Source organism: Spirosoma jeollabukense (assembly GCF_054777855.1).
Window position 1 is genome coordinate 317,010 of the sequence record NZ_BAAHAD010000007.1, and the last position, 21,794, is coordinate 338,803.

Below are 21,794 nucleotides of genomic sequence, written 5' to 3' on the forward strand. Positions count from 1 at the left end.
GCTGAACACTTTTGTCACTTAGGGTGATTTGTAATTATGAAGAATAAGTCATCCAAAAAGCATCCATTCGACAATTTAATGGCCCAATATAAAGCCCTTGTATGGCAGCAGGTGATAACTCCGACGCTACTTGAGCACCCTGTGCAGGCCCGACTCTTTGCGGAAGTAGGCTTTCGCCCTTCGCCCCATTGAATGGCTCCCCTACCAGCTAAGCAGTCCATTGTCAAAAAACACCTCCCTGAGCCGATAGCTTACTAACCATGAAACCTAAACGCACTGTAGGATGGTATACCATCTCTTGTTGTCCATATCCCCTTAAGCGCTAGGAAACTCTACGTCTACCACTCAGTTGGATCTGACTGTCCATTTTTACTAAATGCACGGAGTCAAACCAACTTAAGGTTACAAACTTATCGGCCTTATGATTGGGGTGATTAAGAAAGCTAACGAAAGCTTTCTGCTGATCTGGCGTAATGAAATGAATGTAGAGCTGTTGTGGGATGTCTACAAAGGTAGGGTATGAGTACTGGTAAAGCCCCAACGCGGGGCAATTAGGTGAGGGAGACATGTAGGCTGTATAAGTTCGGTGGCCTCAAATATGCCTAAAATAATTTTGCGAAAACTATATACCCTCCTTAGTTTATAAAAAAAATAACCAATCTTAAAAGTAGTATAATTATTGAAATAAGTAATAAATCAGAAAGTCGACCGATTAGCAAATTCATCTTTATCGCACTAAAACATGGAGATGAATCTTGCCCCATCGCTGAAAAGCCTCCTGCTAGCCGAAGTTACTTAGTAATATACTCTTCTATGTTCGCAGGCTAAGTTCATGGAACTATAAAGCCCTGCCAATCGCTCAGCAGGTTGTTTCAAACTCCTTCTACAATGGGTGCTAACTCCCAAACCACTAGCACTTATTCTAAGCTCAAGAGTGTCAGTAGGGAAGCTTTCTCCCTTTGAAAATTATGTTATTTTCACCTCAATTGACGGTATTGACCGTTTCCTAAAAAGGAGAATTAAATAGTGATTAAAACGTTGGTTATCAGTACACAAGAAAATAACTTGATCCTACTATCCGAGAGAACTCGGTTTCTTTAACCAAGTTTTACCCTTCCTAAATCCTTTAACAATGGAAAATGTTGATATAATCAAACAGGAAGATATATCTGTACCACCAAGCGAACTTCACCCTCCTATTACCGTCATTGCTCAGGGCGCAACCGAAGCTCCGGAGAAGTCATTAAGTCAGATAACCAAGATTATTGTGGCGGTACATGGCATTGGGGACCAAAATGCATTTGGGACCATTCAACAGGTTGTCAATCAATTCTGCACCTTTTACAAAGAACCGGCGGCTATTCCTCTAGGTATGTTTCACACTAATACCAAGCAGGTGGCTTTTTCTATTCCTCCACTTTTCCCCCCAAAACACTTCAAAGAGCTTGCTTTTGCAGAGGTCTATTGGGCTAAAATCCCGCGCGCTGTTGTTAGTGATCAGCATACACTAGAAGAAGCAAAGGCCTGGGCAGCTACTATCGTTGAGCGGTTACGGCTGCGGTGGAAACAGAAGCACAACCCGAGTAGTTTCAAGGATGTCGATTTTAATCGAATAAAGATCGTATTGCTGGAAATGATTAATACAATTGCCATTTTGGAACGGTTGTGCTTTCTGGCGGATAGGGCGGGGCTATTCACGTTCGATTTGAAAAAACTGCTTGACGACTATTTGGGTGACGTGCAGGTGGTGGCCGAATTTGAGCCCAGTCGGCATGATATTCTTAAAACGTTTAATGAGGTGATGAGTAGTGTTCACAAAGCTCATCCCGATGCGGAGATACACATAATTGCCCATAGCGAAGGCACCGTCGTTTCTTTTCTAGGCTTACTAAAAGCTGCCAGCAAGTTAAAACCAGCGCCCTGGCTGGATAAGGTCAAGGGATTTATGACTTTTGGCTCACCGATTGATAAACACCTGGTATTGTGGCCAGAGCTTTTCCCGGAGAATTCAACACCCGGAAAGCAGGTAAAAAAAGTACCAATAGAATGGCGTAACTATTACGATAAAGGGGACCCAATCGGTTTTGAGTTAGACGATGCTCGGGCCTGGTTAGAAGAAAATAAATGGCATGGGTTATTTAATTTCACCGATAAGGATGATTTTGGTTTTATACGCTACCCTTTTCCTGGCAAAGCCCACGTGGACTATTGGACCGATGAGGATGTATTTGGCCACTTTATTCACACCGTAGTTAAACCACCTTTAGATAATCAGCCTAATTTTCCCCCTCCTGGTGATAAAAATTTGAATAAATGGCTGAGCTATATCCTTCCCTATATAGGTGTATTTGCTATTTTACTTTTAGGCGTTTATGTGCTGTTTAAGGGGATATTTAGCTTAAGTCCCGCCAATGGAGATGATAGTAACGATGATTTCGTTTTTGTAAATGTCCTAGGGTCGGCAATTCTCTTATCCGGCATTATGGTTATTTCCCGTATCCCTCGCCTAACACGAGACGTCTGGTATCAACTTTATGCCTTTGGTTATTTCACACTAACCATAATCCTGTATTTATATTTATTACATAGCGAGTTTGCCATTGAGACATGGTTCTATAAAAGAGTGGGGCTCGATATTATTAATAAATTAGATTACGGGTTTGCGTACGGCCGCATTTTTATAACCTTGATTGCCATCAGTATTCTGTACTTTTCCCACCGGATATTCCCGAAACTAGGTATAGAGCCATTTCTGATCCTCGGCACGATCGTTATTGTTGTTTTGACCTCTTTTTACGTTAAGGACAACAATTCAAAAACGGACAAACCGCTCTGGCCTCTTTTCATAGCAACAGCAGCCTTTTTCTATTTATGCTGGTTAGCCGCATTAATCTTTGATCTTGTCTTTGTCTGGCACGTACACATTCGGAGTTCGTTTGCATTAGCCAAAATGAAAACGGTACGCCCCCAAAGTACCGAGTTAGAAATGTCGTAAGCAACTGGTTTACGACAAGGCTACTGCCTTTCAGTCGATATAGTTCTATCATTCTTTTGGCAGAATTACATTCACTTATGACGTTCCTTGGCCGATTTACAGGCGTGGCAGGACTTGCATAAACTCATCACGTTATTCTCATCCAGCGGTTCTCCTCCAAAGCGTATGGGCTTAATATGATCGCCCACCGTAGCTACGGTCAGGATCTTCTTTTGCAGGCAATGTTCGCACAAGGGCTGCTTTTCGAGCTGACGCTTGCGCAGGTGTCGCCACAGTGCGTTTCGGTAGAACTGGTTGGGTACCCCGCCCTGGGCTTCATTGGCCCAACGGGAGACAGGCTTGTTCTGGGTCATCATCCAGGGGCGAACGATCTTCTTTATTGTGGTCATACGAAAATTAAAAAGTACTTTGTCAATAAAAGTAAAAATAAGATAATATGACTGATAATCAATCAATAAGAGTATAAATATTTAGCCAGATAGACAATGATGAGGCCAAGGTGCTACTCTTTGGCAGCTACCTGACTTGGCGTGGGAGAATAGTAACGCAGAGAAAAATGTTACCACTATAACAGTTAAGAATATTTTATATATTGTATTAAATAAAAATATTAATTTACATAAAATGATACGCCATGCCCCCACGTTACCAACTCATTCTTTTTCTGGGAATTACCCTACTGTTTACTTCCTGCCAGGATCACCAGCCTGCTGAACCCCAGCCTACGCGAAGCCGACTTAAGCAGATGCTGGGTAGTTGGGATACTGGTCGAGATACGGCCCATTATTCAATAACCTATGAATATGATGAATCTAATCGGCCCAAGCTACGTCGTCGGTTGAGCGGGGTTAATTACTACTATATCATTGACTATGAGTACGATGCACTGAATCGACTAACGCTGATCAATTCAGAAACGATTCGTGCTTATATGCCGGGCTATGATCTGATGGGGTACAAGCTAAAGCTAACATATAGCCCTGCAGGCAATTATGCCACGAGTTGGTTCATAACAGCCTATGACAGTACTGGCTATACGTATTCGCTCTACGACTCGATTCGCTATGAGCTCAATGCCGCTCATCAATTAGTTCGGGAAGTAAAGTACGCTCAGTTCACTGGAGTAAATAGTTACGTTAGAGACTCAACCGTCTATGTTTATACAGGTGAGAATCTAACTCAGACTAGGGAGTACCAGACAGCGATAGCCAATCCACAGGCTTTTATTACGACGTATGAATACGATACCGGACCAAACCCTTACTTCGGATTAAGCGGTGACTTGGTGGATCGTCCGGAGCTTTACCATAGTAAAAACAACAAGACTAAACGGATAGACCAGTGGATATTTTACCACTCAGGCCAGATCATATCAACCAGTGTACGCACGTATGTCAATAGCTATGACGCTCGAGGGCGGCTCAGCCAGGTCTCAAGCCGAGACAATTTTGATAGCGCCAAGGAATCCTATCACTACGAAGACTATTAAGACTATTATTGGGCATGACACTCCTCTTGATGCTAGAGAGGGGCACTAAAAATCTCTAATTACTTTTGGCCCGCGAATCGCTGTCCTAGTCTTTCACACGTGCCGTCAAAATTGGGGAGGGGGGTGCACATGGTTTTCATATGTTAACAACTTGTTATATGAGTTGCCAAAATGGTTTGCCTGACGCGAATCGCTAGCTAGTTTTAGGCATACACCGTCAAAAGTCGGCAGGGGGCTCCGTAGTTTTCATATGTTCGCGTTCTACGGTTTGGTTATACTCTGCAATAACAATGACGAGTTGGGGCAGGTTAGACGTAGAGGTAATTCAACTCAACGTATGAACAACGCAGGCATTAAACAACAGATCAATTCGGAAATTCAGGCATTCCGAACCTTGCCCCCCAGCGTGGACAATGCCACCGTTCGGCAGCAATATCATCAGATTAAGGAACTGGTCAATAACTTATCGGGCAGCACCGCCGACGAAAAAGAACTCTATTTGCAGGCGGCCAATGTGGTCAATTTGTTTAGTCAGAAGGATGAGGGCTATTTTCTTACTGCCAATGGCAGTGACGTTTCGCAAAAGACAGCCGTCTTGCTCCGGTTACAGGAATGGGCCAAGCGGGCGGGTGATCTCTTGCAGGATTCGTAAACTTGTCGTCGTCTACGAGAAAAGTTAGCCTGAGCATTACTTGCTGGGCTAACTTTCTGGTTTCACACAACGGCTAAGCTACTTTGAATACCCCCCGCTGAGCGCCCGTTTTATTCATTAACTTACTTAGCTTACTTTCGGTCGGCTTTTTCTTGACGGCAGGAATGTTCTTTCTCGACACGGGCGTAAAGCCAAACTGACTGGCCCACTTCATGGCCTGGGTGCTGGCTTCGTTGTAGATCTTCAGCAGTGGCGGGGTTTCAGCGTAGTAGATCTTACCATCTTCATCCCTGCATTCCCGTACGACACCTTTCTTTAACTCCTCGGCCGCTTCTTCCGCAATTTGCAGGTGCATGCAGTAGAGTCCCAGCGAATACAGGTCCGTTTCTACCAATAACTACTCAGTTTGGAGCACTTTTGTGTACTTTTTCCAGGCTTTTCGCCCCGTTTTGTTGAGGTAGGCGGGTGGTTAAGGCAGGGATTATAAAGCGATACGCTCAACAGAATCGGCTCCTACGCGGTCCTTTCGGTCGGTTCCGGTCAGTTTCTTCTCTTCCTGGGTCTTTTTGGGCATTGACATAGTGGTAAATTTTAGTTGTGAAATGACACCGTTTTTTTTGACTAGGCAGCGATTCGTGGCAAGGGTCCTGTTTAGAGATTTTGGGTACCCCTCCCCTGGGGTCTGCTCTGGCTGGTTCAGGAACATATGAAGGTTTAGAAACCCCCTATGGAGTTTTACACGCATACAGATGAAAGGGAACAGCGATTCGTGGTTAGCAAGGTGCTGGATTCTGTTTATACCCTCCCAGGCTCTAGTTACTGGTACTTAGTGGGTAGTCTGTCAGCATTGAGATTACACTTTCGTTCTCACCGTAATAGTCACCGGGAAAGCTTAGCCGCAGCATAGCATCTAACCGTTCTAAGTCCTCAGCAAAGACCAGCAGTGCCCGCAGGGTTTTCAGCGAATCAATGAGTTGTTTGATCTGATCCTGGTTGAGTTCGTAATTCTCTGTTTCAGCGATCAGCTCCCAGGTCAACATGTGCAGTCTATTCGCATAGCGCCGGATGATGGGATCGGTAATGCGTTCTGGTTCGGGGCTTTCATCGGTCTGATCTAAAGCGATAAGCATAGCTTTACTTGGAAAGTAATCGAGGTAGTATTCGTATTTGTCGTCGTAATGGGTCTTGACCATGATTGCTTTGTGGTTTGCAGGGTTGCTAATCCCAATTGATTGAAGGGTGGATACTTACGCTGCCACTCAAAGAAGGTTAGCTCTTTGATCTGGGGCACAGCACCGGGCGGATTAAGTCCATCTAGTTCGGCAGGATAGCTGTCGACGGGCTCACCAGTAAGTCGTTCTAATTGCGATTCATCCGGCTTGAAAATAGTGTTTAGACTAACTGTTGTCTCTGTGGCAATGATCGGAGCTATTTCAATGATGCCAATTGCCAAAATGCTTATAGGGGGTTTGGCAGTTGGCAGTATCGTTTTAGCGTAAAAGGGCTGGGCTGAGAAGTAGCTTTCGCGGTCGGGTTTCTCATCTGGATAGACAGGACTTGTAAGCCCGTAGCGTATTCCGTCACGAATTGTCTTTTGAGATTTACTCTTGTGATGGAACATTTCGTACGAATGTGGGCGTCCCCTAAATACTCTATACGAAAGTAATGTACCAGTTATGCAGGATACTCCAATATGCCATTTTTAGACAATTCGAGTTTAGAAAGGGCAACTCAAGGTGGAAAATTTGAATAGGATACTCCAATATGCCATTTTTAGACAATCTCTTACTTCTTAAACTATTACTATTAGAAAGCTATGTTTCACGATTTAAAAATAACCGGTTAATAAATAATCGGTTATTAATTTAGCCCGGATCATATATTAACTTACCTGTATTCAAAGTATATAATTCATTCCTTTTTGCTATGAACCATAAAAATAGGGCAACTGATCGATTTATTAGTTTAACCGAAACGATCTGTTTCGTCGATCATAATTCAATCATGCCGGAACGAAGTTCCCGGAGCTACAAACTGGTCATTTGCTTTGAAGGAAGTTATTCAGCGGTCGTCAATGGAGAGGCCTTGTCCAAATTGACGGGTTATATACTGGGAAGTAATGTCAAACATGCTGCTGATGCTACGGGGGCGAGTGTACTTGTCTTCTTTATTGAGTTGGAAAGCCGAATCGGTTGGGCCATTCGATCTCTGCTTGGCGATGCCAAATACCTCGATCTTTCTCCTATATTGGCTATCGATCCGTTTCAACAGTTGCTGGCCAGCGGCCTCCCAGCCCTACAAGCCGGAACCATAGCTGATTTTGCGGATGAGGTTGTCCTGACACTTTTCCCCACGCTGCGCAGTCAACCCATGCCGGTTCTAGACAGGCGAGTCTTTCAAGCGCTGGCCTACATCGACCTCAACCTGCATCGAACCGTTATGCTAAAAGAGATTGCGGACTTGATTAGTTTATCGCCAGAGCGAACCCGTCATTTGTTTAATGAACAAGTCGGTGCACCCTTCAGCGAATATATCCTCTGGAAGCGTATCAAGTCAGTGGTCTGCGCCGTTAAGCGGGATAAAATGGACTTAGGGGATGCCGCCCTGCGGTTTGGTTTTGCCGATCACTCCCATTTTGGCCGCGTTTTCAGGCGTCTATTTGGCTCGCACCCGTCTTTTTTGCTGAAAAATTTGCCGAATATCCAGCTTATCTCACCCTCGTTGCAGAAAGCGACCGAACATCCGGTTTAGTAAACGGTAGGGGTATCTAACATATTTAGGGTAAATCCGCCAGATTACTGGACATAGAGCCAACCCGACCAGTAATCTGAAAGTATTGTACCAGTTATACAGTATACCCGATAGCTGTGATCTGTTTCACCGAGTTTGATAAGTGGCTATTTAAAGAGATGGGGTTACTCCTTAAATGACACAGCCCAATAGATCCAGGATATTACGTTGGCAGCAATACCCAGCCAGGGATTAACAAATGACAGTCCAAAGCATATAAAATTAACCAGTATACCTATTTGATAGCTTTTTGTTACTGCCGATACGATTTCATCATTTGCTGATGAATGGAGAAGCGCTCTGGTTTTACTGGAAGCTATTTTCCAGACTAACAAAAAGGCAAAATTTACCAGTAAAAAATAACCTGTGTAAAATTCTACAGCAACATTTCTAGCCGATGTCTCGATAAACTGACCAACCGTTTTCGTGGGAAAAGGCACTAAAGCGACAATAAGTAACAATAGTCCGTTGGACAATATCAGTTTACCACTTGGCTTTTTGATAAACTTGAACATCTGATGATGAGCCAGCCACATCAGCAACACTGTCGCAAAGCTGTTAAAATAGGCAACGTATTTAGGCCACAGCTCAACAATGTGATGTAAAAGCGTGGCATCCGTAGCACCTTCGTATTCCTCAACACCTATTTCCAGGGCCAGTAACGTAATGGCTACACCAAAAATACCGTCGCTGAAGGCTTCTACCCGACTCGTACTTTCGCTCGATTCGGTATTCATTACAATTGCTTGTTCAGTCTTCATCAATTTCTTCTTTATTGCTTTTGAATATATTTGTGATGGTAAGCCCAAAGGAGACAATAAAATCATATTTTGACTTTTCCACCAGCACCACGTTTTCATGGATGTACTCCAGATTTCCCCGTAAGGCAACCTTACGACTAATTGGAAATTCGGCACCAGCCAGGGCATATACCCGATTGTTAGGCCCCTGAAAGGCGGGCTGCCAGTTAACCTCATAAACGAGCCGCATTCGCTCACCTGGCAACGTCTGGGTACCAGCTACGAAGGCCTGCAGGCGCCATTTGTTAATCACATCACTTGTTTGAGCATAGTTTTCAAAATGATCGCCTTCGTACTTACTGCTTTCGTAAATGACAGCACTGCCTAAACGCATGTAGCTGTTTTGATTCCCTAAAAGGCGGTATGCAACACCTGGCCCTACTTGGTACTGAAAATCGATACCTCGTCGTAAACTTTTAGCCAGTGAGACAATAACAAAGGGATACACACGCCCTCGTTGCCCATAGGATAGGATGTTCCGGGACGTAACGTCATTAGTTGTTATCTCATGGTCACGGTTTTTATAGGTATAGGAGGTACCAGAGAAAAGCCCCCAGTTGTGGCCATTGTGTGCTAACTCGGCCCGCGATGAAGAGATAAAATCGTTAACATTACCGCCTAATATGATGCCGGTTGTTGTAACCCGGTATTGCCAGCGGGTAGTATCCGCTTCGTTAAGTTGGCCAAAAGCAGAAAAACAGTAAAGCAGACAAAAACAAATAGTAAGGAAACGCATAATTTAAGGTTTGAAAGTAAAGACGACAGCTATTTAATAGCCTGGCTCATAATCAACCCTAAAACAGATTTCCGTCGGTGTTGATACAAGTGTAGGACTGGGTTATTTTTGTTAATTCTAGGTTACATACAGCGACAAAAAAACTAATTGGTTACTCATTGAGTAGGCATATCTTATCTACCATGAGTCATGAATACCCGCTTTTCAAATCAGGTTATGTAACAAGCTCACTTTGGGATCAGAGTCGTTCATTCGTTAGCTTGGCTTTGTCGGCAGAAGTTCGTCGTCATCACTACGATCAGGTTACTATTACCCTTTCCGATTTCTTCAACTAGTCAATCGAGGGGCAGAAATCAAAGAGCCTGCGAAGTATTACCGCGAATCGGAGCGTTCCGTATGCATTCTCTTGTGCTTATTTTGTAGGTACCCTATCAGTAAAAGCTTCTACAGAACTCTTTTCTTTTTCCCCTATTTCTAGCTGTGAAATTATCCCCATGCCGTTTTAGCTTTTGAAATGAGGCAATTTTTTAGCCGATACAACCTTTATAAATTGTATGATTTATTGCGATTTGAGACGCTGTGTTTTCACAAAGTCACCTATTAAAATAAAAAAATTCTATTCGTAAATGAGTTACTATAATTTAGAAAACTATTAATTTACTTTATCTGAAAATTTGGTGACTAGGCGATCGACAAACAAAGATATCATGTCGCATTTCTGATATAATTGCACAAAAAGGCTAGGCTGATTGCGTGTCACAATCTTATGTAGTTTAATGAGTATTCCTTAGTGGGGCCTTATCGTTTCGACTACCAGGGAATACGGCAGATCCATTCCTTGTCTAGCGGGTCGGATTCTGGCCATCTCGCCTGATTGATTTTTGCAGAAGATCGACGTATTGCGCACCCACCGCTACTTTGGTCGTATTAATCCATACGCATCTGGCTTCAACGGCTGTAATATGATTCAGATTAATAATGAAAGACTTCTGAACCCGCATAAATTGAGTGGCCGGTAATTGTGCCTCCAGGGCAGAAATCGCATGACTGACGACCGTTATCTCCTGAAGAGTATGAATTTTGGTATAGGTGCCGTGGGCTTCGATAAACTGAATATCATTGAAACGAAATCGTCTCTGTTGGCGGTTCGTTTGAAGAAAGATACTGTTTGCGAATGGATTATCCAGGCCCGTCCGGCTTCCGCTCAAGGCCCGGTTTATAGCTTTATACAAGCGGAATCTTTCGAAAGGTTTAACCAGAAAACCAACAACATCAAGTTCATAACAGCGTGCCGCATACTCCAGGCCCGCCGTTACCACAATGACAGGTGGCTGGTTGGGCGTGTCGTGCAGGAATTCGATGCCTTGCTGGTCGGGCATGTGCATGTCCAGAAAAATCAGGTCGTAGGTCGTGGTCACCAGCCGATGGTAGGCATCGGCCGTTGTCTGACTCCAATCCATTTGTTGAAACAAAGCTTGCTGTTTCAGCATCTCCATCAACAGTTGAGCGTCAAATTCATTGTCTTCAATCAGCAAGCAGGAAAGTTTCTTCATAGTAAATTAAACGATAGTAATAGAAGGAATTTAAAGTCGGACTCGCGTATGGGCGAGGTGCTACGTACTGCATTTGATGTATAAACAACTAAATCGCAGACTAAATGAGCATTAAAGTGCTGATTGGCAATACCAAAGATATGTATATACTACTATATAAAAGTACAGTACTTACTATTACGTTAGAATAAATCAACGTTTTGACGGTCGAAAATGGGTTTGTGACCGGTTTGACCTGTTTACCTATTAATTTATTAGATACTATACGTTAGCTTTAACAAATCAATTCAGGGGTTACAAGAAGATAAAAAGTCAGGTTTGGCTAGAGAAAAGAGACGGTGGCCCCTGTGCCCACCGCAACCTATTGATACACCAGCGAGCCTCTGCATTCAGCCGCTAAGTCTACAACGCTTAACTATATCAAAACTATGATACCATTTATACTGTCTTACCCGCTCCCTGGTTGTGCTTACAAGGTGACGCCCGATCAACAACGCTGAGCCTTTACTCAGCTTCTATACCCTGCTTTCTGTATACCTTTCACTAGAGCGATATGTTCACTTGAGTGAAACCGCCGGCCCTATGTCGCCATAGGCAAAGGCGTACATCGTCAATGTCTCCTCTAACGTGCTTACCGTGCCCTATCTTACCAGAAAAATTCTATTTCTCGCAACGTATAACACGAGTTTCCCGCCGAACCGATTTCAGGGTATAAAACTGGTCGTCAGTGTTGAAGGTACCTTTACCTGCGTGGTAGAAGGACAAACCTTATCGAAGCTCAATGCTCTGGTTATCAATCGGAATATGGTTCACTCCCTTACAGCCACCCAGGCCCGTTTGCTGATCTATTACATTGATATTGATAGTCTGCTGGCCTTTAGCATCCAGCGCACCCTGGGCGATCAACCCTGGCTGGACCTGTCGCAACAACTGGCGGCCCCTTCTTTCTGGCAGCAATTTCCCAATCGGCCAGCCGTTTTGCTGGATACGTTGCCGGATGTCGTTGCCGACCAGGTATTAACCGCGCTGTTTCCGGCGCTATCGCCACCAGTGATGCCCGAAGGCGATTGGCGGGTCGATAAATTAGTGGATTTTATAGACCGTCACCTTGAAAACCCACTCATGCTGGCTAATCTGGCACCCGTTGTATCGCTATCGAGCGAACGGGTCAGGCATCTGTTTATCGAGTACGTAGGGGTAACCCTTAGTCAGTACGTGGCCTGGATGCGGGTGAAGCGGGTCATTCAGCATAATCTGGAAGAGGCCGTACCGCTGGGTCAGGCTGCACATCAGTTTGGCTTCACCGACCAGGCGCATTTTAATAAGATCTTCAAGCGCATGTTTGGGCTAAATCCATACGTCTTACTCAAGAATAAACGTATCAACTGGGTAAATTGCCCCACTGGCTGAAAAACAATCATCTTTTTAACTTCTTAGACGAAAATAGCCGATATATACTATTTTGTTATTTTTTCAGGAAAGACCTTTGTCAGTTTGCCCACACGGTTTACGTATACCTCTAACCGTTATAGATATACGCATCGTTGCAAGGAGTCCTTAGTATTAATCTTATTGAACTTCTTCCCGGTCCATAAATTGTTGGCAGGAGGCTTTAGCTATCGACTAATAGGCGGAGGCTAAACTAACCTGACTACGTACCATCCTGCTTGTTATCCAGCCTGCTCCCTGCGTCCTGGTACCGCCCGATGTAGGATAGGCGGCTGGCTATTTTAAAATTACTTACTAAGTAAACAATATTATTTAAAAATTATATTTAATCATAGAAAAGTTAAAAGTCAGCCGATTTGTTCTAGTTTGCCATATTGGTACAAGCGTACTTTGCCTAGTAGAAAAATATATTCTACGTATATAGGTACCCGTTAGAAGGCTTATGCTCACTTTTCAGGCAACTTTATTGAGCTATACCAACGACAAATGGCAATCAGGCAAATGACGCATTTTATTATTTTTGACGTGTCAACCAAACGCCCTATCTGTTGATGATGGTCCCCTATCGGGGGTGAGCAGGCCAGCCAGTTGACTGAATCCTTCCAGAGAGGGCTGAAATAAGTAGTCAGCACTGCCTTTAAAATAGCTTTTTTTGCCGACCAGCCGACTTATCCGTACATACCTCAAGCGAGGATGATTTAGCCGTACCCGCCATTGTATTACCGATACGCTATACGTAATTTTTAAACGTATGGCAGACTCGTAGCCAGTGTACTAGACCGCTACGGATTAAAATCCTTACAAGTTTAATGAATACCCGAAACGCCACGCAAAATCAGCCGGAATGTCCTATTTGTACTCCGTTTCATGCACTTTCTTTGCTGGCTCGCAGCTTTTAGTATACACTTTGGTTATGTTAGTAAAAGAAATGTTCTGTTTTTCGGCCTACGACACCCACTTTCTGTCCAGTTATTTCCCCGGCATTAAACTCATCATCAGCCTGGAAAATAGCTTTAGCGGTGTTGTCGATGGACAATACCTACAGAACGTTACCAGCCTTATTATCAATCGCAACATTACGCATTCGCTGGAAGTGGCCGATGCGGGGGTGCTTATCTACTACGTTGATTACCATAGCGTGCTGGAGCCCGCACTGCTGGTCCGCCTGAACAATCGGCCCTGGCTCGTTGTAGAGCCAACGGCGAGCGGGATGCCCAACGTGATCGATCAACTCCAGGCGAGCCTGTTCCCCAAATCGAGCTTACCAATACGCCCTGCTGGCAACTGGCAGCTCGAACCCATATTCCGTTATATGAATACCCACATTCGGGAAGCAATCACGCTGGCCGATCTGGCCCCCCTGATGTATCTGTCTACGGAGCGAACCCGGCACGTGTTTATCGAGCAGGTAGGGATGCCGTTCAGCCAGTATCTGATCTGGATGCGCCTTAAATTGGTCATCAAGGCCGCCATTGAGGAACCCCAGTCCCTGGGCGAACTGGCTACGTATTACGGATTCGTCGATCCGTCTCATTTTCAGCGGCTTTTCAAGCGGACATTCGGGATGAATCCGAATCAGTTGCTCAAACAATCGTGGCAAAGTCTGCGGATGATCCGATAAGCAACGGCCAACCCCGTCTTTTGCCTGAGCACCCTTATTTTACCCATTTATTAGCCGTTCCATTCTAGTTTTCCAATGCACGGACCAAGACCTTTGTAGGTTTTGCTATGCAATTTACGTATATAGGCAAGCGTTAGCATTGAATTGTAATGGATTTAGCCCTGGAGCGGCCGAACGGCGGCTGGCAGGGCTATGGCACGATAGACGTGGCCTGCCACTGAATCGATCCGTTCGGTAACACGAACGAGCCAACCGGTACCAACATCTTCCCGAGTAGGTACTAGTATGGAGAACAAAGTATGCCTGCCACCATTTTCTGTACCCTATAAGTAGCAACAATGGTTGTATATACATCATATGAAACCGATTTAATCAACGTATTACTTACTATTTTCCTTAAAATTGGCCTGGTTACTACTAAAGTTAGCCGATTTGTACAAGTTTTGGCCCGTATAACTACCTACTTTTGCTAGCACATTTCTACCTACTTCTAGTCGAAGGATTTGGTAGAGCATCAGGATTATTTACTCGACATCCCATAATTAATCAGAACGATCGACCCGGCACGGACTACCCCTCACGGCCTGGAACAGGTGTTTTTTGTCCGGTAGCCGGTCAGTAGCCTAACTCAGGCGCTCTGCTACGTGAGCCGTTACCCTGTCGACCTACTGAAACTACCCATCTATGCGGAGCCGATTCATCGGATGACCCGTATGGCTGACGGTGAAACAGGGCCCATGAACGCCCTTTTGGTAACAAAAGAAGAATCGGCTAAATGAGCCTGTGTTCATGCAATTGGACTTAATTAATAATAAATAGTAAAAAATGTGACGGACTACATAAACCCCTGTCACAACCAGACAATTTCCAGATACGCAGATCGGGTGACCCGAATACTATTTCCCGCCAGCCCGCCCCAAGCGGGCACCGGCAGGACGATGGCAGTTCATTTTATTGTTCGTTCATTTCGTACCCAAACATAACCCGCCAATGCCGCACGAGTGCCCAATGGTGGCAGCCGGGCAAGCCAGCTTTACCCCGGCTGCGCGCCAATGTAGTACCCTATGTTTAGTAAAACAGTTAACCAGCTTCTCACACGATGCAAAAAGACACCCGGCACACACGCCGACCAATCACAATCCGTATTTCTTTAAACACACAAATCATGAGACACGTATTTACACGAATGCAGGCCACCAGCCGCTGGCTGCTCGTCCCCCTGCTGGTATTTTTAACATTTACAAGCCTTCGAGCCCAAACTTATCCAGTTATCGATAGAGGAAGTCCTTGCGCTTTCTGTGTAGCAGCAGGTTGGACGACGGTAGTTGGGACACCGGATATTGTACTTGGAAATGGGCAATATCCTAACAATCCTACAGCGACGGTATCTGATATCTCAGGTACATCCCCTTCTGGAGGTAGCATGGCATTGCTGTTGGCCGATCCCCCAAATGGAGATGAGGCTATCAGTTCTACCATTACCGGACTTACTACCGGCATTCAGTACCAAGCGCAGGTCTACTGGCAACAAGCAACTGTGACTAATGGTAGTTTTCCTTCGTTTGCTGGTGGTAGCTTCGACATGACTATCAACGGGGTCAAACAAACGTACACGTCCGCCGGGGTTACCGATTCATGGAATGTAGCTACACTTGTTTTTACTGCTACGGCAAGCACGGCAACCCTAAAACTGCAAGTAAATAAAAATGGCAATGTTAACCCTGGGTATGCAGCAATTGTCGTTGATGATGCTGGAATTTTATCGGTTACGCTTGCATGCACAACACCCGCAACACCCTCCATTTCAGCCACCAATCCAACCTGTTCGGTTAGTACGGGCAGCGTGACAGTTGCCTCGCCGGTCAGTGGCGTAACCTATACCCTTTCACCAGGGGGCACCACCAGCACAACGGGCTCATTTACGGGGCTGGGCGCCGGCACCTATACGGTAACCGCAACGAATGGAACCTGTGTTTCAGCGGCTTCCAATTCGGTTACCGTCAGTGCTCAGCCAGCCACCCCATCGGCCCCCACGTTTGGGGCGGCCACCCAGCCCACCTGCGCCGTGCCAACGGGCACCATCAACCTGACGGGCCTGCCCGCTTCGGGCACCTGGACGCTGACCCGCTCGGGCACCAGTAGCGCCACCCTCACCGGCAGCGGCACGACCTATGCCAACACCGGGCTGGCCCCAGGCAACTACACCTACACCGTAACCAATGCGTCGGGGTGTGTCTCTACCGCGTCGGCTACCCAAACCATCAATGCGGCTCCGGCTGCTCCAACCATTGCGACGCCCCCCGCTCCTCAATCCTATTGTGCTGGGGGGAGTGCTACGTTCACGGTTACGCCTTCGGGCACCGGCCCCTTCACCTACCAGTGGCAGGTATCGGCCGATAACGGCGCAAACTGGTATAACGAAGCGGCTAGTAATGCCGGACCGCCCGTCGTCTCAGGTGGCACCAGCCAGACCCTGACCTATACCAATATCCCCGCTTCGTTCGGGAGTCGTCTTTACCGGGTGGTCGTCGGCAGCACTACGGGGTGTGGCTCGGTTACTTCCACCTCCACCACCCTGACCCTCAATGCCGCTCCAACCATTGCGACGCCCCCCGCTCCTCAATCCTATTGTGCGGGCGGGAGTGCTACGTTCACGGTTACGCCTTCGGGCACTGGCCCCTTCACCTACCAGTGGCAGGTATCGGCCGATAACGGCGCAAACTGGTATAACGAAGCGGCTAGTAATGCCGGACCGCCCGTCGTCTCAGGTGGCACCAGCCAGACCCTGACCTATACCAATATCCCCGCTTCGTTCGGGAGTCGTCTTTACCGGGTGGTCGTCGGCAGCACTACGGGGTGTGGCTCGGTTACTTCCACCTCCACCACCCTGACCCTCAATACCCCGTCAACGCCCACGTTTGGGGCGGCCACCCAGCCCACCTGCGCCGTGCCAACGGGCACCATCAACCTGACGGGCCTGCCCGCTTCGGGCACCTGGACGCTGACCCGCTCGGGCACCAGTAGCGCCACCCTCACCGGCAGCGGCACGACCTATGCCAACACCGGGCTGGCCCCAGGCAACTACACCTACACCGTAACCAATGCGTCGGGGTGTGTCTCTACCGCGTCGGCTACCCAAACCATCAATGCGGCTCCGGCTGCTCCCGTTACACCAACCTTGAGCGGAACAACGGCCACCAACGCCTGCCCAGCCACGACGGCGAATCTGAGTGCGCTGGTTACCAGCACTGCTCCGTCGGGTGCTACGCTTGAGTTTCATACCTCGGCGACGCCAACGGCGGGGAATTTGGTCAGCACACCCGGCGCGGTCGCTGCGGGCACGTACTATGCTTTCTACCTGAGCAGTGGCGGTTGCTACAGCCCGGCTAGTGCGGCCATTACGGTAACGATCGCGACCTGTGGTACGCCTGATCTGACGCCGATCATGACGGTGCTGCCGTCTACGGTTTACGGAACGACCAACATCACGATCGTGACTGACGTCTACGAAGTAAACAGTGTGGCCACCACGGGTCCAACCTCCATTTATATCTCCAAAGATGCCCTGATCACGGTGACCTTCAATAGTGCCGCTACGTTCCTCAATGGCAAAATCGTGCAGAACAGTGCCTGGACATTCGACGCCGTCAGCAACAGCAGCTATTACATCCTGACGACTACGCAGTCGATTTCGGGGGGCGGCAAGCTATCCTTCGGGCTCAATGCGGTGCTGACACCCGGCGCAACAACCGGGGCAGCTACCGTAAGTTCGACGATTCTGGGGGGTAGTGGTGGCGAAACGAATGCGGGTAACAATACCGATTCGGAGAAGATCAACTACTTCGCTAACTAAGCCATCCTGAATTCATCCGGTGGTCCTGGCCATAGGGCCAGGACCACCTAAACGCAACTATTATGATTCGGTATAAAAGTATTTTGTTAGGTGTACTGGTCTGGCTGCTTCACCTGACCAGTTTTGGACAGGCGGATCCGGCCGTGACCAGCCGCAACCTGCTCCCCGCCCCCATTGTGGGGGGCATAGGGACCCCCCTGTCGATGACGTTCACCATCGGTAACAACGGTGCCCAGCCCATTTCAGGTGCCAATGTTATCAACCAGATGGGCTTTACCATTACCCTGGGCAATTGCGACCCCAGCCCGGCGGGTACGGGGGCGCTGTCGGGGGCCCTGCTGAACTATTTCGATATTATATACGTAGCGAGCAGCAATTCCTTTCTGGCCACCCAGAAAACCGGCGTCGTGCTGAATCCGTTATCGGTTTTCGATCTGGTCATTGCCGCTACCGTAACGCGGGCTTCGTCCTCGTCGGCAATCGACGACATAGGGGCTTCGTGTAATATTCAGCCGCCCCCGGCGCTGAATACCCAGCCAACGAGCAACGATTTTGCGTCCATTTATACCCACACGGTATCACCGCTGCCTGTTTCGCTGGTGAGTTTTACGGCCCAGGGCCAGACAGACCACACGGTACTGCTCAACTGGAGCACCAGCTGGGAGCAATCCAACAAGGCCTACGTGGTCGAACGGAGTAAAGACCTTACTACGTTTGAGGAAGTTGGCCGGGTCACCGACGTAGCGGGCACCAGCAAAGCCATCAATACCTATCATCTGACGGATGCCCGGCCTTATCGGGGCACGAGCTATTACCGGTTGAAGCAGCTGGACCTGGATGGCAGCAGCCGGACCTACCCGGCCGTGTCGGTGAATGTAGAGGGGGTATACGGCGTGTATCCTAACCCGATCAGCGCAACTGGGTTTACGCTGTCGCTGGACGAACCGGCCACGGCCATTCTGCACCTGTACAATGCATCGGGCCGGTCGGTTGACCTACAGAAAAACAGCCAGACCGAAAGCAGCGTCGAGTTAAAAACGACGGAAAGCCTGCCGTCGGGCATCTATCTGCTAACGGTGGAGGAGCGGGCTCAGGTTCGCAAATACCGACTGGTGGTGCAATAATCCGTTTACTTTACGAGTCGCCAACTTAGGTTCCCGGGGTCGCCCAAACGGTGGTACTACGTTGAATACGATCCATTTGCTGCCTTAACCATCCACCGGGAAGGCGACTCCGGGAAGGTAAATAAATCGGTTTGGGGCCACGTGGGCATTAGCTCCCGCGTGGCCTCCAGCGGATGGATTGATCGTAGGGCCGTTCCAACCCGCAAGCCAACAGCCGGGCCGTGTGGCCGCACCGATGCCACCAATGCAGGCAATCATCCCTTTCTCCCCTTAGCTTATGAGCACCAATCACGCGAGACGCCAGCGAGTCGGCCCGGATACCTTTACCCGGAACAGCGCCCTGCTACACTGGAAAAATCAGCCCCAATCCGACCCGACCGTAGCGGCAGACCCCACCTATCCGGCGGAAACGCATTCTTCCGCCGAGCCGGTAGAGGAAACGGCCGACGGCTCTATGGGCTCCGCCCCGACGGGTGATCCTGGCGAGGACATTCTTCGGCTACTCAGGAAGGGCGAAAGTGTAGAGCAGGTTTCGATCCTGTTGAATACCTCGAAAACCCTGGTCAAACGCTGGCAACGTCAGCTAACCCACCCCGCGGTAGAAAAAATGGATGGCCGACGGCTCTATAACGACGCCTTTAAGCTGGACGCGATTCAGCAAATCAAGCAGGGCGTCAGCGTCCGGCAGTTGTCGCTCAAATTAGGGGTGTCGCAGGTTACACTCCACAAATGGAAAAATAAGGAATTACAGGATCGTACCCACGACCAGCCCCTCACGCTCCCGCCCGCCGGAAGCCAGAGCATTGACCCGCTGATTACCGACGCTCCGGAGCCAATGCCTGGCAGCGACCCCAACTTACGGAAGGAACTTCAGAGCCTGCGGGAGGAGCGGGACATTTTAAAAAAAGCGTTAGTGATCTTACTACGATCGAGTTAATTATCGCCCTATTCCCAACCCATTAACCACTAGTCCTCCCCCTACAGGGGGCTGGACCGGCCCGGTTGATCCACTCACTTACCAGGATTACAGAAAGGCGGCTGGTTTTACAGACAGCCTTTTTTACCTGAGCGATGCGGATCGGTCCCCGGCAACGCGAACGTTTCCCGTGGATCTTCCCCAGCACACCGTTTGGATTGATCGTCAAGCGTACATCTTATTTTTCAGTAGCCTTATTGGGTCTTATTACCATGGAATATTTTTCGGATGAAGAATTAGTGCGTCTATACCTAAAAAATGAAGGGGCTCACTATTTAGAGCAAATTTATATCCGCTACCGCACGCTGGTGTATAACAAGTGTCTGTCGTTCAGTAAAGATCCGGTCGAAGCGCAGGACATGGCCCAGGATGCGTTCCTCAAACTCATGGGCAAACTGGGCACTTTTCGGGGGGAGGCCAAATTCTCGACCTGGCTTCACATCGTCATCCTTAATTTCTGCCGGAATCAATCCCAGACCAAACGCAACAGCCAAAAGCTGTTTTTAGACTGCAACTGGGAGCAGCTGGACATGGCCTCTGACGATACGGCTGCCGAGCAGGCCGAACAGGCCGCCCAACAACTGGAATGGTCCCTTCAGCAACTGTCCAGTCTTGAGCAACGGGTCTTAAGGATGAAGTATGAAGACAAGATCAGTGTGCGCGAGATTGCCCTCCTGAATGGGCTCACGGAGTCGGCTGTGAAGATGCGTCTCAAGCGGTGCCGGGACAAACTGCGGATCATGTATGCTGCACACGTCTAGCAGGCCTTCTTCTTCCCACGGACGGTTGGTTCGGAGTCGGCACTCCGACTGCTGCCGAATCTACACGCCAGAAAATGGCCATTCCATTCAATCAGAAGGGGCAATTCAACTAATCAGAACGGAATTTCTACTTGATAAGCCTTTACTAACAGCCTGATAAGCAGACATAAACTAGATCATTAGCGGCCGTCGGTGCGGTTTACTAACGTGTGAAAACGCCCGTTCACATAAAGAACGCCACTATCTACGTTTTAGTAAATAGTTGTGACTTAATTCGAAACACAATAGCGCTAAGAATAGCCTTATCGTACAATTTTTTCATGGTATTATGTGCCAATTTTGCTGCTTACCGCTACTAGACAACTTTTACACCAGATAATTTTCAATGGCCCTGGCTTGGCTAGGACTAATGAAAATAGTCCATTAGTTGGTTTTCGAAGCACTCAGACATGGATAGCCTTATTCGTTACCTTTTTTTAGTACGACGTCTTATCAAACCTACAAACCTATAATATATCATGCCGACAATTCATTTAAATGGACAAGAAAGAGAGGTGACTTCCCACCCGGATATGCCGCTTTTGTGGGTGATTCGAGAAGAGTTTAACCTCACGGGTAGCAAGTATAGTTGCGGCCATGGCGTATGCGGTGGCTGTGTATGCGAGGTTGACGGGGCTCAGGTGCATTTATGTAAGAATACGGTAGCCGACGTACAGGGAAAAAAAGTCATCACCATTGAAGGGCAGGAAGGCCCTGTGGCCGAAGCCGTATTTAATGCCTGGCTGGCGTTGGATGTGGCCCAATGTGGTATGTGCCAACCGGCACAGATCAACAGTGCGGTTATATTATTGAAGCAAAATGTTAACCCCACAGATGATGATATTGATGAAGCGATGAAGCATAATCTTTGCCGCTGTGCAACCTACCAACGCATTCGGAAGGCCATTCATCTAGCTGCTACTTCACTACGTAGCAACTAGCCAACGCATTTTATT

The 21,794-nt window shown here is 47.7% G+C and carries 20 protein-coding genes; 11 read left to right on the forward strand and 9 right to left on the reverse strand.

Going from position 1 to position 21,794, the window contains the following annotated elements:
* Positions 1–1,132 precede the first annotated feature (1,132 nt).
* Positions 1,133–2,995, forward strand: a complete 1,863-nt coding sequence (locus ACYVEA_RS24085; protein WP_461115976.1) for a hypothetical protein — start codon at positions 1,133–1,135, stop codon at positions 2,993–2,995.
* 71 nt (positions 2,996–3,066) lie between these two features.
* Here the strand turns inward: ACYVEA_RS24085 and ACYVEA_RS24090 are convergent, their stop codons facing one another.
* Positions 3,067–3,384, reverse strand: coding sequence for an HNH endonuclease (locus tag ACYVEA_RS24090; protein WP_461115977.1), 318 nt, complete (start codon positions 3,382–3,384; stop codon positions 3,067–3,069).
* A 245-nt stretch (positions 3,385–3,629) separates the two neighbouring features.
* Between ACYVEA_RS24090 and ACYVEA_RS24095 the strand changes: the two genes are divergently transcribed.
* Both ACYVEA_RS24095 and ACYVEA_RS24100 read left to right on the forward strand, forming a co-directional pair.
* Positions 3,630–4,484, forward strand: a complete 855-nt coding sequence (locus tag ACYVEA_RS24095; protein ID WP_461115978.1) for a hypothetical protein — start codon at positions 3,630–3,632, stop codon at positions 4,482–4,484.
* A 337-nt stretch (positions 4,485–4,821) separates the two neighbouring features.
* A complete protein-coding gene (locus ACYVEA_RS24100; protein WP_461115979.1) occupies positions 4,822–5,136 on the forward strand; it encodes a hypothetical protein in 315 nt (104 codons plus the stop codon).
* Between the two features lie 73 nt (positions 5,137–5,209).
* Here the strand turns inward: ACYVEA_RS24100 and ACYVEA_RS24105 are convergent, their stop codons facing one another.
* The 3 genes from ACYVEA_RS24105 to ACYVEA_RS24115 form a co-directional block, all read right to left on the reverse strand.
* Positions 5,210–5,530, reverse strand: coding sequence for a P27 family phage terminase small subunit (locus ACYVEA_RS24105; protein WP_461115980.1), 321 nt, complete (start codon positions 5,528–5,530; stop codon positions 5,210–5,212).
* 418 nt (positions 5,531–5,948) lie between these two features.
* Complete coding sequence (locus ACYVEA_RS24110; protein WP_461115981.1) at positions 5,949–6,266, reverse strand: hypothetical protein; 318 nt, start codon at positions 6,264–6,266, stop codon at positions 5,949–5,951.
* Positions 6,251–6,757 carry a hypothetical protein gene (locus ACYVEA_RS24115; protein WP_461115982.1) on the reverse strand — a complete coding sequence of 169 codons (507 nt, stop codon included), beginning with the start codon at positions 6,755–6,757 and terminating at the stop codon, positions 6,251–6,253. Before ACYVEA_RS24115 ends, ACYVEA_RS24110 begins: the two co-directional genes overlap by 16 nt.
* A 305-nt stretch (positions 6,758–7,062) precedes the next feature.
* On the opposite strand from ACYVEA_RS24115, the gene ACYVEA_RS24120 reads away from it, so the two are divergent.
* Positions 7,063–7,887: a helix-turn-helix domain-containing protein gene (locus ACYVEA_RS24120; protein ID WP_461115983.1), complete on the forward strand. Its 825-nt coding sequence runs from the start codon at positions 7,063–7,065 to the stop codon at positions 7,885–7,887.
* A gap of 164 nt (positions 7,888–8,051) precedes the next feature.
* On the opposite strand, the gene ACYVEA_RS24125 is transcribed toward ACYVEA_RS24120, so the two are convergent.
* The 3 genes from ACYVEA_RS24125 to ACYVEA_RS24135 form a co-directional block, all read right to left on the reverse strand.
* Positions 8,052–8,663 (reverse strand): TMEM175 family protein, encoded by a 612-nt coding sequence (locus ACYVEA_RS24125; RefSeq protein ID WP_461115984.1) that lies wholly within the window; start codon positions 8,661–8,663, stop codon positions 8,052–8,054.
* A gap of 13 nt (positions 8,664–8,676) precedes the next feature.
* Entirely contained in the window at positions 8,677–9,462 is a 786-nt protein-coding gene (locus ACYVEA_RS24130; protein WP_461115985.1) for a DUF481 domain-containing protein, read from the reverse strand.
* Positions 9,463–10,304: 842 nt separating this feature from the next.
* Positions 10,305–11,015, reverse strand: a complete 711-nt coding sequence (locus ACYVEA_RS24135) for a LytR/AlgR family response regulator transcription factor (protein ID WP_461115986.1) — start codon at positions 11,013–11,015, stop codon at positions 10,305–10,307.
* Between the two features lie 636 nt (positions 11,016–11,651).
* Between ACYVEA_RS24135 and ACYVEA_RS24140 the strand changes: the two genes are divergently transcribed.
* Positions 11,652–12,425 carry a helix-turn-helix domain-containing protein gene (locus ACYVEA_RS24140; protein ID WP_461115987.1) on the forward strand — a complete coding sequence of 258 codons (774 nt, stop codon included), beginning with the start codon at positions 11,652–11,654 and terminating at the stop codon, positions 12,423–12,425.
* Positions 12,426–13,377: 952 nt separating this feature from the next.
* Positions 13,378–14,085 carry a helix-turn-helix domain-containing protein gene (locus ACYVEA_RS24145; RefSeq protein WP_461115988.1) on the forward strand — a complete coding sequence of 236 codons (708 nt, stop codon included), beginning with the start codon at positions 13,378–13,380 and terminating at the stop codon, positions 14,083–14,085.
* A gap of 155 nt (positions 14,086–14,240) precedes the next feature.
* On the opposite strand, the gene ACYVEA_RS24150 is transcribed toward ACYVEA_RS24145, so the two are convergent.
* The gene (locus tag ACYVEA_RS24150; protein WP_461115989.1) at positions 14,241–14,381 is read right to left on the reverse strand and encodes a hypothetical protein; all 141 of its coding nucleotides are present in this window, start codon (positions 14,379–14,381) and stop codon (positions 14,241–14,243) included.
* Positions 14,382–15,250: 869 nt separating this feature from the next.
* Between ACYVEA_RS24150 and ACYVEA_RS24155 the strand changes: the two genes are divergently transcribed.
* Both ACYVEA_RS24155 and ACYVEA_RS24160 read left to right on the forward strand, forming a co-directional pair.
* Positions 15,251–17,938 carry a beta strand repeat-containing protein gene (locus tag ACYVEA_RS24155; protein ID WP_461115990.1) on the forward strand — a complete coding sequence of 896 codons (2,688 nt, stop codon included), beginning with the start codon at positions 15,251–15,253 and terminating at the stop codon, positions 17,936–17,938.
* Between the two features lie 62 nt (positions 17,939–18,000).
* Positions 18,001–19,062 (forward strand): T9SS type A sorting domain-containing protein, encoded by a 1,062-nt coding sequence (locus ACYVEA_RS24160; RefSeq protein WP_461115991.1) that lies wholly within the window; start codon positions 18,001–18,003, stop codon positions 19,060–19,062.
* A gap of 84 nt (positions 19,063–19,146) precedes the next feature.
* Here the strand turns inward: ACYVEA_RS24160 and ACYVEA_RS24165 are convergent, their stop codons facing one another.
* Positions 19,147–19,320: a hypothetical protein gene (locus tag ACYVEA_RS24165; protein WP_461115992.1), complete on the reverse strand. Its 174-nt coding sequence runs from the start codon at positions 19,318–19,320 to the stop codon at positions 19,147–19,149.
* 19 nt (positions 19,321–19,339) lie between these two features.
* On the opposite strand from ACYVEA_RS24165, the gene ACYVEA_RS24170 reads away from it, so the two are divergent.
* From ACYVEA_RS24170 to ACYVEA_RS24180, 3 genes are all read left to right on the forward strand, one after another.
* Positions 19,340–19,999, forward strand: a complete 660-nt coding sequence (locus tag ACYVEA_RS24170; protein ID WP_461115993.1) for a transposase — start codon at positions 19,340–19,342, stop codon at positions 19,997–19,999.
* Between the two features lie 134 nt (positions 20,000–20,133).
* Positions 20,134–20,799 (forward strand): RNA polymerase sigma factor, encoded by a 666-nt coding sequence (locus ACYVEA_RS24175; RefSeq protein WP_461115994.1) that lies wholly within the window; start codon positions 20,134–20,136, stop codon positions 20,797–20,799.
* Positions 20,800–21,317: 518 nt separating this feature from the next.
* Entirely contained in the window at positions 21,318–21,779 is a 462-nt protein-coding gene (locus ACYVEA_RS24180; RefSeq protein WP_461115995.1) for a (2Fe-2S)-binding protein, read from the forward strand.
* The last annotated feature ends 15 nt before the right edge of the window (positions 21,780–21,794 follow it).